Source organism: Actinophytocola sp. (assembly GCF_035942955.1).
In the GTDB taxonomy this organism is placed as follows: domain Bacteria; phylum Actinomycetota; class Actinomycetes; order Mycobacteriales; family Pseudonocardiaceae; genus DASYTH01.
In genome coordinates this window covers 1-10,596 of record NZ_DASZCQ010000021.1, presented here as the reverse complement: position 1 = coordinate 10,596, position 10,596 = coordinate 1, and the positions used below count along the sequence as shown (strand labels likewise).

The window sequence follows — 10,596 nt, the reverse complement described above, 5'->3', positions numbered from 1 at the left end:
GGCGGGGGGGGGCCGGGCGGGGCGGACCGGGTGTGTCGTGCGGATCGTCACGGCACCGCGGTGATCGTCAGGTGCGGGCTGAGAGTGTAGGCGCCGTTGAACCCGGCGGTGTAGCCCGCCTGCAGCAGGTTCAAGCAGCCGGAGACCTGGGACACGGTCAGCGTGCGTGCGGGGTTCGTCACCAGCCGCCAGTCATTGTTGGTGTAGGTGGCGGCGGCCGTGCCGGTGATCGTTGCCGTGCAGAACGGCCCGGTCAGCCTGGCGGTGATGTTGGTGATGCGGCCCGCGGTCGTGCCGGAATTGACCGCCGGGTCGTAGGTGATGCCCTGAAGGGGCCAGTTGCCGAGGTGTGCCACGCTGAAGTTGAAACCGAACGGGCCGGAACAGCTGGTGAACCTGACGCTGCCCTGGGGCAGGTTACCGAGCGTGGCCGGGCTGCCGGTCGCGCCCGCCAATGCGACGCCACCGACGACGCTCGAGCTTTGGCAGGTGAGCGTGACGGTCGCAGCCTGCCCAGGGGGCCCGGCGGTGAGCGTCGTGACGCCGGCCGTGGCGCCGATCGTCCCGCTCGGGGTGACGGTCCAGGTGCCTGGAGTGAACGGGACCGCGGAGGCAACGCCGCCGCCTAGAATGATCGCGGCCGCTGTGGCCGTGGTAACGGCCAAGGCCCGCACAACTCTGCGCATGATGGTTCCTCCACAAAATGGCATGTGAGGAATACGTTTATCGGTATCCTCTCGCCGAATTCGTCGGCTTGTTACCGATAAGTAGATTACGCCACCGTAGCGTTCGCCACAAGTATTTCTTGAAGAATCACCTCCCTGATACGAGTCCGTTGTATAAGTTGTCACCGAGGCAATATCAAACACGTTCGAGCTTGTCAGATTACGAGCAGTTTCAACGTGGCACGAGTTCAATGATCACCCATTTGCCCCCTTCGCGCTTCGCGGTCACCGAGAGCTGGGCCGCCGCGGCGCTGGTGGTGTTGTTGTCGACCCGGGTGGCCGACTGGTCCAGGAAGGCCAGCACCTGCCCGTGGTCGCCGGCCAGGTGCTGCACGGCGACGTCCGAGACCCGCGTGCTGAGCACCAGCTTCTGCTCCGGCGCGAGCCTGCGGACCTCGCCGAACAGCCGGCGATAGGTGTCAAGGGCCGACCCGCGCAGCACCTCGGTGGCCGCCTGCTCGGTGACCTCGGTCCGGTCGTAGGCGTAGGAGAAGATCCGGTTGAGCGCCTGGGTGACCGACGCGGCCAGCTCCGCGGTGGCCGCGGGATCGACCAGGGCGCGGTTGCTAGCCGCCGCCGTCGCGCGCAGTTCGTGTGCCCGCAGGAGAAACCAGGTCCCCGTCCCGCCGAGGGCGAGCGCGGCCACGAGCAGCAGCACGATCGCCAGGCGCCGCTTCGGGTTCGGCGTGGACCCGGGCGGATCCGGAGGGTCCTCTTCGGGCGGGTCCGCAGTGTCCGGCTCGGGCGGATCCGCCACCTTCTCGAGCCGTTCGGCTTGCGTGGTCATGATCGTCACCTCCCCGGCGCTCAGCTGGCGCCGAACGGAACCTGGTCGAGGGCGGACAGCTTCCACTCGGCGCCGGTACGCGCCAGCGACGCGATGAACCTGTTGCGTTTGGTGGCCGGCTCCGCCCCCGCCCTCGCCGTGGTGATCTCCACCGAGACCAGCAGCTTCGCGGTACCGGCACGCTGGTCCAGCTCGCTGACCGCGGCGTCGAGCACGGTTCCGGTGGCCACCGTGGCCCCTTGCCGCAGCCTGCTCTTCGTCTGCTCGTCGGTGCGGGCGAGCCGGTCGTGCAGCGGGCCGGTGGACACCGAGAGCCAGCGCGCTATCCCGGCGTCCACGTCGTGGTAGTCCAATGTGGTCAGCTCGGCGACGTGCGCCCGGCCGGCCCGCAACACGTCGTCACGAGCCTCGGCATAGCCGACCGCCTCGTCGCCGGCCGCGGCCAACCAGTACCAACCCGCCCAGCCGGCGAACCCGGCCGCGGCGACCAGCAGCACGATGGCCACCCGCAACAGATTCAGCTTGGCAGCCACAGCAGCTCCTCCAGCGTCGTCGACACCAAGGGAAGGGGCGGCAGCCCGAGCGGCCCGGCGAGCGTGCCGCCCGGGGTCGCGGCCGGCGGTACGGCGGCGTCCGGCAGATGCTGCGATCCCCGCACCAGCCGCGGATCACCACCGGGGACTGTGCATCGGGCGTCGAGGTTGAGCGGGGCCGGCGTGGGGTCCTCACCCTGCCGGCGCGGCGTCGTCTCGTACCCGGCCTCGCACGGTTCCGGGTCGAAGAAGGTCAGGGCCAGCGACAGGTGGCCGCCGTCCGGGGTGATCGCCGTCGAGGTGGCCGCCACGGCCTGCGGCGCGACCACCAGAAGGTGCTCCAGTCCGGCGGTGCGCAGCTCGAACACCCTGGCCGTGGTGAGCAGGTTCGCCAGCAGGACGGCCAGCCCGGGATCGGTGTCCTTGAGCAGCCCGGACAGCTGGGTCGCGGCCCGCGGGGCGGCGCCGATCAGCGCCCGCAGATCACCGTCCGATCTGGCCAGCTCGGCGGCGAACAGCTTGGCGTCCGCGCTGAACGAGCGCCACGCCGCCGACGAGTCCACCTGCGTTCGCAGCACGGTCGCCCCGTCGTTGATCAGCGTGATGGTCTCCGGCAGGTGCGCCGCGGCGGTCTCGGTTAACGCCATTGAGGAGTCCAGCAGCACCTGCAGGCTCGGCCCGGTGTCGCGGGTCGCGGCGTAGAGCTCGTCGACCACCGTGCGCAGCGCGTCGGTCGGCACGGATTCGTTGAGGGCGGACAGGTTGCCAAGCACGGTGGCCACCGGCAGCGGCAGCGTCGTCGACTCGCGCGGGATCACCGCGCCGTCGACGAGGAACGGCCCATCCTCGGATCTCGGCTGCAGGTCGACATATTGCTCGCCGATCGCCGAGCGGTTGGCCACCACGGCCCGCGCGCTGGCCGGGATCGGTGGCGCGTCGGCGTCGATGAGCAGGTCGGCCTCCATGCCGTCGTCGGTCAGCCGCAGCTCGCCGACTCGGCCGACGGCCACCCCGCGGTAGGTGACCTCGCCGTTGGTGAAGATCCCGCCGCCGTCGGCCAGCTGCAGCCGCACCACGTAGCCGTCCTGGCCGAACAGCCGGTCCAACCCGACGTAGCTCGCCCCGACGTAGGCCACAATGGACAGTGCGACGACGGCGAAGACCAGCACCTGGATGCGTACTCTGCGGGTGAGCATCAGCGGTCACCCGCCTTTCCGGTCACCGGCCCGGTCACCGGCCCGGTCGGCGGCAGGGGCAGCGGCGGCAACGGCATGGGGAACCCGGGCTCCGGCTCGATGGACAGGAAGATGTTCAGGTAGTCGCCCTTGATCACGTCCAGGACCGAGTCGGGGTACGGGAACGTGGGCAGGATCTCCAGCGCCTCCGGCAGGGCCTGGCCGGCTTCGGTGAGCCGGTGCAGCACCGGCGCCAGCGCGGTCAGGTCGGCGACCATGTCGTCGCGGCTGCGGGTGATCGTGTCCACCGCGACGTCGGACAGCGAGTCCAGCGACTGCAGCATGGTGACCAGCGCGGTCCGCTGGTCGGCCAGCTCCCGCAGGCCCGGGGTGAGGTCGGTCAGCGCCCCACGGACCTGGGACTCCCGGTTGGCCAGCGTCGCCGACAGCCGGTTGAGCCCGTCCAGCGCGGCGGTGATCTCCGCCCGGTGCCCGTCCAGCTCGGACATTAGTTGGTCCAGATTGGACAGAAAGGCCCGGATCTCGGTCTCGTTGCCGGTCAGCACCTTCGACAGCTCCCGGTTGATCGTCTGGAGCTGACCGATGCCACCCCCGTTGAGCAGCAGGGACAGCGCGCCGAAGACCTCCTCCACCTCGGCGTGCCGGTTGGTGCGGTCCAGGGTGATCACCGCGCCGTCGGTGAGCCGGTCGCCGGCCGGCCCTGGTGCCCCGGCCGGCGCGGACAGCTCGACGAACTTCTCGCCGAGCAGGCTGGACTGCCGCAGGTTGGCTGTCGCGTCGGCGGGCAGCACGACATCGCCGTTGATCGCGAGCACCGCCTCGGCGGTCCACCCGTCCGGCCCGCCGAGCCCGATCGACTCCACCCGGCCGACCGCGACGTCGTTGACCTTCACGGCGGCCTGCGGCACCAGGTCGAGCAGGTCAGCGAACTGCACGGTGACCCGGTACGGGCGGTCGCCGAGATCGGCCCCACCGGGCAGCGGAAGGTCGTAGACCCCGGTGAAGCTGCTGCTGCATCCGGTCGCACACGCGAGCACCACCGCGGCGAGAAGGGAAGCAACGTGACGGTGCGTTCTCAGCCTCATCGCGCACCTCCCTGGTAGACCTCGCCGGCGACCGGCAGCGGCAGGTACTCCAGCAGGTTCGCCCGGCCCTGCAGGGTCTGCGAGGCCGGGTCGAACGCGTTGAGCAGGTTGGTCACCGCGATCGGTGCCACGTCCAGCGCCTCGGCGAGCTGGGCCCGCCGGTCCACCAGCACCTGGGTGGTCTCCGCCAATTTGTCCACATTGGACTTGATGGCAGCGCGGTTGTCCCGGATGAACGCCTGGATCTCGCCGAGCGCGCCGGCCAGCGAGTGCAGTGCCGCCGACAGCTCTTCGCGGTCGGCCGCCAGCGTCCGCCAGACCTCGGCGAGCTGCCCGTTTACCTCCAGCACCCGCTCGTCGTTGCGGGCCAGCATGCCGGTGAACGTCTGCAGCTCGTCGATCGTGCCGAACAGGTCATCCCGGGAGCTGGCCAAAGTCCTTGCCAGCTCAGCGAAGTTGCGCACGTTCTCGTTGAACGCCGCGCCGTTGCCGCGCAGGTTCGCCGCGCCCGTGGACAGCAGGTCGGACAGCGCGCCGTCGGCGTTCGCGCCGTTCGGGCCGAGCGCGGTCAGCAGATCGTTGAGGCTGGCGTACAGCTCGTCCAGCTCGACCGGAGTGGCCGTGCGCTCGGCCGGAATCACCGCTCCATGGGCCAGCTTCGGCCCGGCTCCGCTCAGCGTGGTGAGCTGGACGTGCCGGTCTGCGACCACGCTGGGTGCGACTATCACGGCCCGGGTGCCGGCGGACACCGGCGCGTCGGAGTCCAGGGTCATCACCACCTCGACCCGGTCCCCGCGCGGGGTCACCGAATCCACCGCGCCGACGCGCACGCCGAGCACCTGGACGTCGGAGCCCGGGTAGACGCCGACCGCCCGGCTGAAGTAGGCGGTGATCCGCTTGCCGTTGTCGCCGGCGAAGATCCACCACAGGTTCAACGCCGTGATCACCGCCAGCACGGCGAGCCCGACCGCCAGCCGCTTCCTGGTGAGTCCGCGCGCCATCACCGGCCACCTCCCGGCGGCGGTGGCGTGCAGGGATTGCGGTTCTCCGGTATCAGACCGCAGATGTAGGTGTCGATCCACCGTCCGGTGCCGGCGGTGTTGTTCGCCACCCGGAAATATGGACCGGCCACCTGCAGGCTCCGGTCGAGGTCGGCGGTGTGCCGCTGCAGGATCGCGGTGACCGTGTCCAGCTCCCGCAGCGCCGGACCGAGCCGCGCCTGGTTGTCGGCCACCAGCCCGGACAGTTGCTCGGCGAGTTTCCTTGTTCCGTCCAGCAGGGCATGAATGGTCTCCCGGCGGCTACTCAGCTCGGTGAGCAGCAGGTTGCCGTCGGTGATCAGCGCGTCGATCTCGTCGCTGGACCCGGCCAGGGTCGTGCTGACCTCCCTGGCGTTGGCCAGCAGGCTGGCCAGCTGCTCGTCGCGCGAGGAGATCGTGCGGGACAGCGCGGTGAGCCCGTCGAGCGCGGTGCGCACGTGCTTCGGCGAGTTCCGGAACGTGTCCGAAATGGACTGGAAGCTCTCCGCCAGCTGGTCGGTGTCGATCGCGCCGGCAGTCTGGGCCAGCCCCTCGAACGCCTCGGTGACGTCGTACGGCGTGACGGTCCGGTCCCGCGGGATCGGTCGCTTCGGGTCCTGGGTGGTGGTGCCGTCCGGATGCAGGGCGAGGAACTTGCGGCCCAGCAACGTCTTGATCTTGATCTCGGCCGTCGTCCGGTCGCCGATCCAGGTGTCCGACACCCGGAAGCTGACCAGCACCCGGTCCTCGGCGAGCTCCACCTCGGTCACCTTGCCGACCTTGACCCCGGCCACCCGGACCTCGTCGTCCGGCCGCAGCCCGGCCGCCTCGGAGAACTCGGCCCGGTAGGTCGTCCCGCCCCCGATGATCGGCAGCTCCTCGGAGTAGAACACGATGGCGGTCACCGCGGCCAGCAGCGCGGTGCCGATCACGCCGATGCCGACCGGGTTGCGCTCGCGGAAAGATCTCATGGTTGGCACCTCGCGGCCGGGATGACGACTTCCTGCGGCGGGTCGGTCCGCACCGTTGCCCGGCAGAGGAAGAAGTTGAACCAGGAGCCGTAGGTCGAGGTGCGGCCGATGGCCTCGAACTTGGCCGGCAGCAACGTCAGGAACCGGTCCAGCTCGGCCGATCCGCTGGCCAGGTTGGCCGACAGCTGGCCGAGGCCGGCGATGCTGTCCTTGAGCGGCGGCCGGGCCACCTCGAACAGTCCCGCGGTGGCGTTGGTCAGGTCGGCGATCCCGTCGATCGCGTCGCCGATGGCGGTGCGGTCCCCGGCCAGACCGGAGACCAGCCGCTGCAGCGTCGAGACCAATGTGGACAGAGCGTCGCCCTGGCCGTTGATCGTCCGCAGCACCGAGTCGAGGTTGGCGATCACCTCGCCGATCACCTTGTCCCGGCTGGCCAGCGTCGCGGTGAGAGATCCGGTGTGCGCCAGCAGGCTCTCCACGGTGCCGCCCTCGCCCTGCAACACCTGCACGATCTCGCCGGACAGCTGGTTGACGTCGGTCGGGGACAGCGCCTGGAACAGCGGCTTGAACCCGTTGAACAGCTCGGTCAGGTCCAGCGCGGGAGTCGTGCGCTCCACCGGGATCTCGGCCCCCTCCGCGAGCGGCGGCCCGCCTCCGGTGTCCCGCTCGAGCGCGATGTAGCGCTGCCCGACCATGTTGCGGTACTTGATGACGGCCATGACGTCGCCGGGCAGCCGCCGGCTCCGGTCGACGGAGAACGTGACCCTGGCCAGGTTCGCGTCGACGACGGTCAGCTCGTCGACCTGGCCGACGCGCACCCCGGAGATGCGCACGTCGTCCCCGGGATTGAGGGACGTGACGTCGGTGAACCGGGCGTGGTACGTGGCCGTGTCGCCCAACCCGGTGTTGGCGATCGATACGGCCAGGACCGCCGTGGCCAGCCCGGTGACCAGCACGAAGATGATCGCCTTGAGCAGCGGGCCGGCGAGGTTCCTCATCGCAGCGTTACCTCCGTTCCGCGGTAGAGCGGTCCGATGAGGACACTGCTCCACGGCGCGACCTGTCCGGGTGCGACCCCCAGCGCCGGGGCCGCCAGCGTGGCGAGGAGCTCGCGCTCCTGCGGGGAGTTGGGCAGCCCGAGGTCGTCACCGGCGCCGGGCAGCAGCGGGTGGCCCCGGCTGCCGGTGGGCGCGGCGACCGTGCCGGCGGTGGGCGCCACGCCACTCGGGTAGCACCGCGGACCTCCGGTCTGGTCGTACACCGGATCGTCGACGCCCGGGCGGTACGGCCCGCGTGACTTGGTCACCGAGGCCTCCACGTGCAGGCCGGGCCGGTCGGTTCCGGCGCCGAGGACCTTGTCCATGACCGGTTTCAGATCGGCCAACGCCTTGAGGGTGCAGGGGAAGCTCGGCGAGTACCGGGCGGCCAGCTCCAGCGGCGCCCGGCCGGACGCCGCCAGCTGGATGATGTTGTCCTTGTTGTTGCGCAGGAAGATGGCCACGTCCTGAGTGGACGAGGTGACCTGGGCGTAGAGCGTGCGCAGCTCGTCGCGCCGCTCGGCGACGGTGTTCAGGGTGACCGTCGAGTCGGTGAGCGAGTCCAGGATGTCCGGCGCGATGTCGCCGTACAGCTCGCTGACCCGGGCCAGGTTGCGGACGTTCTCGGTGAGCGTTGGCAGGTTCGGGTTGAACTCGGTGAGGTAGTCGGCGGCGGTGACCAGCGTGTCGCCCAGCCGCTCGCCGCGGCCCTGCAGCGCGGTGGCGATCGCGGTGAGCGTGGTGGCCAGCTTCTGCGGCTGCACCGCCCGCAGCACCGGGAGCAGGTCGTCGAACACCCGCTCCAGCTCGATCGCGTTGGCCGAGCGGTCCTGCTGGATCACGTCGCCGGCGGCGATCGCCGGCGCGCTCGACTCGTCCGGTATGGACAGTTGGACGTAGCGCTCGCCGAACAGCGTCTTGGGGATCAGCAACGCCGAGACGTCCCTCGGGATCTTGTCCACCTGGGACGGATCGAGCGCCAGCAGGATCTCCGCGCCGCCCGGAACGCTGCGCACCTCCCGGACACCGCCGACCACCACGCCGCGGGCCTTGACCTCCGACGCGGTGTGCAGCTGGTTGCCCACCCGGTCGGCCCGCAACGTCACCATGACCGCGGAGACGAACTCCTTGCGGTAGATCTGCACCGACAGGGTCACCAGGGCCGCCAGCACGAGCAGGAACGCGAGCCCGGCCGAGCGGCGGCCGAGCTTGCGGAGTCCGGGACGGGTGCTCATCCGGCCACCTGCACCGTGGTCGTGGCGCCCCAGATCGCCAGGCTCAGGAACAGGTCCAGCACGTTGACCGCGACGATCGAGGTACGCACCGACCGTCCCACCGCGACACCGACGCCGGCCGGGCCGCCGCTGGCCCGGAACCCGTAGTAGCAGTGGGCAAGCACGACGACCACGCTGAACACCAGCACCTTGCCGAACGACCACAGCACGTCGATCGGCGGGAGGAACAGCGCGAAGTAGTGGTCGTAGGTGCCGGCCGACTGGCCGAAGAACCAGACGGTCACCTGCCGGGAGGCCAGGTAGGAGGTGAGCAGCCCGATCCCGTACAGCGGGATGATCGCGATGAACCCGGCGATGATCCGGGTGGTGACCAGGTACGGGATGCTCGGCACGCCCATCACCTCGAGCGCGTCGATCTCCTCGGAGATCCGCATCGCGCCCAGCTGCGCGGTGAACCCGCAGCCGACCGTCGCCGACAGCGCGATCCCGGCGACCAGCGGGGCGATCTCCCTTGTGTTGAAGTAGGCGGACACGAAACCGGCCAGCGCCGGGGTGCCGACCTGGTTGAGCGCCGAGTAGCCCTGCAGGCCGACGACCGTTCCGGTGAACGCGGTCAGCCCGACCATCACGCCGATCGTGCCGCCGATCACCGCCAGCGCGCCGCTGCCGAAGCTCACCTCGGCAAGCAGCCGGACGATCTCCCTGGTGTATCGGCGGATCGCCCGGGGGACCCAGGCCAGCGCGCGCAGGAAGAACAGGATCTGGTCGCCGAGGATGTCCAGGAACGTGAGCTGCCGGTCGACGGCCGCGCCCAACCGGCGGGCCGCGGTGGCCCGCTCGGGATCGGTGACCACGGTCGCCATCAGGCTCCCTTCGGCGGTACGACCTGCAGGTACAAGGTGGTCAGGATCAGGTTGAGCAGGAACAGCAGCAGGAACGTGATGACCACGGACTGGTTCACCGCGTCGCCGACGCCTTTGGGGCCCCGGCCGGGGTTCAGGCCGCGGTAGGCCGCGACCACCCCGGCGACGAAGCCGAACAGCACCGCCTTGATCTCGCTGATCCACAGGTCGGGCAGCTGGGCGAGCGCGGAGAAGCTGGCCAGGTACGCGCCCGGGGTCCCGCCCTGCATGACCACGTTGAAGAAGTAGCCGCCGAGCACCCCGACCACGGAGACCAACCCGTTGAGGAACGCCGCGACGCCCATCGCGGCGAGCACCCGCGGCACGATCAGCCGCTGGACCGGGTTGACCCCGAGCACCTCCATCGCGTCGATCTCCTCGCGGATGGTGCGCGCTCCCAGGTCGGCGCACATCGCCGAACCGCCGGCGCCGGCGATCAGCAGCGCGGTGACCACCGGGCTGGCCTGCTGGATGATCGCCAGCACGCTGGCCGCGCCGGTGAACGACTGCGCGCCGATCTGCTGGGTGAGCGAGCCGAGATGCAGCGCGATCACCGCGCCGAACGGGATCGACACCAGCGCCGCCGGCAGCAGCGAGACGCTGGCGATGAACCAGAACTGCTGCACGAGCTCGCGGAACTGGAACGGCCGCCGGAACGTGCACCGCACCACGTCGAGGGCCAGCGCGTAGAGCCGGCCCGCCTCCCGCATCGCCGCGGTGCCGGGGAACGACGGGGTCGGCGTGGTCATCTCACCGCCATCCCTTGTCCGGCAAGCGAATCGAGCGACGTGCGGATGGCGTGCCGGGCCCGTGGCGGCAGCGTGTGCAGGATGCGCAGCACCCGGTCCGTGCGGCGCCGGACCGCCCGGCGTTCCGGCATTCCCGGTGTCGGCTGCAGCTGCGGGACGATCCCGCGGACGTCCTCCTCGTCGGTGCGGTGGATCGCCCGCTCGGCCGCCATCGTGGCCTCGTCCTTCTCCTCGGACATGCCGATCGGACCGAGCCGCCGGCCGTTGAGGAACTGCTCGACCACCGGCTCGTCCGACGTCAGCAACACCTCCCGCGGCCCGAACATGACCAACTCCCGGCGAAACAGCATGCCCAGG

Annotated in this window: 11 protein-coding genes and 1 pseudogene; all 12 read right to left on the bottom strand. The window is 70.4% G+C overall.

What is annotated here, in order from left to right:
* Positions 1–47: 47 nt before the first annotated feature.
* Positions 48–686 (bottom strand): hypothetical protein, encoded by a 639-nt coding sequence (locus tag VGX25_RS01635; protein WP_326915698.1) that lies wholly within the window; start codon positions 684–686, stop codon positions 48–50.
* A gap of 211 nt (positions 687–897) precedes the next feature.
* The gene (locus VGX25_RS01630) at positions 898–1,512 is read right to left on the bottom strand and encodes a hypothetical protein (protein ID WP_326915697.1); all 615 of its coding nucleotides are present in this window, start codon (positions 1,510–1,512) and stop codon (positions 898–900) included.
* A gap of 20 nt (positions 1,513–1,532) precedes the next feature.
* Positions 1,533–2,045, bottom strand: a complete 513-nt coding sequence (locus tag VGX25_RS01625; protein ID WP_326915696.1) for a hypothetical protein — start codon at positions 2,043–2,045, stop codon at positions 1,533–1,535.
* Positions 2,030–3,241, bottom strand: a complete 1,212-nt coding sequence (locus VGX25_RS01620; RefSeq protein WP_326915695.1) for an MlaD family protein — start codon at positions 3,239–3,241, stop codon at positions 2,030–2,032. Before VGX25_RS01620 ends, VGX25_RS01625 begins: the two co-directional genes overlap by 16 nt.
* Complete coding sequence (locus tag VGX25_RS01615; RefSeq protein WP_326915694.1) at positions 3,241–4,326, bottom strand: MCE family protein; 1,086 nt, start codon at positions 4,324–4,326, stop codon at positions 3,241–3,243. The genes VGX25_RS01620 and VGX25_RS01615 overlap by 1 nt, the downstream gene beginning before the upstream one ends.
* Complete coding sequence (locus VGX25_RS01610; RefSeq protein WP_326915693.1) at positions 4,323–5,327, bottom strand: MCE family protein; 1,005 nt, start codon at positions 5,325–5,327, stop codon at positions 4,323–4,325. Before VGX25_RS01610 ends, VGX25_RS01615 begins: the two co-directional genes overlap by 4 nt.
* Positions 5,327–6,316: an MCE family protein gene (locus VGX25_RS01605; RefSeq protein ID WP_326915692.1), complete on the bottom strand. Its 990-nt coding sequence runs from the start codon at positions 6,314–6,316 to the stop codon at positions 5,327–5,329. The genes VGX25_RS01610 and VGX25_RS01605 overlap by 1 nt, the downstream gene beginning before the upstream one ends.
* Positions 6,313–7,314 (bottom strand): MlaD family protein, encoded by a 1,002-nt coding sequence (locus VGX25_RS01600; RefSeq protein WP_326915691.1) that lies wholly within the window; start codon positions 7,312–7,314, stop codon positions 6,313–6,315. Before VGX25_RS01600 ends, VGX25_RS01605 begins: the two co-directional genes overlap by 4 nt.
* On the bottom strand, positions 7,311–8,588 hold the full coding sequence (locus tag VGX25_RS01595; RefSeq protein WP_326915690.1) for an MCE family protein: 1,278 nt from the start codon (positions 8,586–8,588) through the stop codon (positions 7,311–7,313). The genes VGX25_RS01600 and VGX25_RS01595 overlap by 4 nt, the downstream gene beginning before the upstream one ends.
* Entirely contained in the window at positions 8,585–9,451 is an 867-nt protein-coding gene (locus tag VGX25_RS01590) for an ABC transporter permease (protein WP_326915689.1), read from the bottom strand. The genes VGX25_RS01595 and VGX25_RS01590 overlap by 4 nt, the downstream gene beginning before the upstream one ends.
* Positions 9,451–10,239 (bottom strand): ABC transporter permease, encoded by a 789-nt coding sequence (locus VGX25_RS01585; protein ID WP_326915688.1) that lies wholly within the window; start codon positions 10,237–10,239, stop codon positions 9,451–9,453. The genes VGX25_RS01590 and VGX25_RS01585 overlap by 1 nt, the downstream gene beginning before the upstream one ends.
* Positions 10,236–10,596, bottom strand: a pseudogene (locus tag VGX25_RS01580) (ABC transporter ATP-binding protein); the annotation flags it as partial. The pseudogene VGX25_RS01580 and the gene VGX25_RS01585, both read right to left, overlap by 4 nt.

Bases quoted from the DNA above. Each gene is read 5' to 3' on its own strand.
- VGX25_RS01635 (WP_326915698.1), bottom strand. From the start codon at position 686: ATGCGCAGAGTTGTGCGGGCCTTGGCCGTTACCACGGCCACAGCGGCC.
- VGX25_RS01630 (WP_326915697.1), bottom strand. From the start codon at position 1,512: ATGACCACGCAAGCCGAACGGCTCGAGAAGGTGGCGGATCCGCCCGAG.
- VGX25_RS01620 (WP_326915695.1), bottom strand. From the start codon at position 3,241: ATGCTCACCCGCAGAGTACGCATCCAGGTGCTGGTCTTCGCCGTCGTC.
- VGX25_RS01615 (WP_326915694.1), bottom strand. From the start codon at position 4,326: ATGAGGCTGAGAACGCACCGTCACGTTGCTTCCCTTCTCGCCGCGGTG.
- VGX25_RS01610 (WP_326915693.1), bottom strand. From the start codon at position 5,327: ATGGCGCGCGGACTCACCAGGAAGCGGCTGGCGGTCGGGCTCGCCGTG.
- VGX25_RS01605 (WP_326915692.1), bottom strand. From the start codon at position 6,316: ATGAGATCTTTCCGCGAGCGCAACCCGGTCGGCATCGGCGTGATCGGC.
- VGX25_RS01600 (WP_326915691.1), bottom strand. From the start codon at position 7,314: ATGAGGAACCTCGCCGGCCCGCTGCTCAAGGCGATCATCTTCGTGCTG.
- VGX25_RS01595 (WP_326915690.1), bottom strand. From the start codon at position 8,588: ATGAGCACCCGTCCCGGACTCCGCAAGCTCGGCCGCCGCTCGGCCGGG.
- VGX25_RS01590 (WP_326915689.1), bottom strand. From the start codon at position 9,451: ATGGCGACCGTGGTCACCGATCCCGAGCGGGCCACCGCGGCCCGCCGG.
- VGX25_RS01585 (WP_326915688.1), bottom strand. From the start codon at position 10,239: ATGACCACGCCGACCCCGTCGTTCCCCGGCACCGCGGCGATGCGGGAG.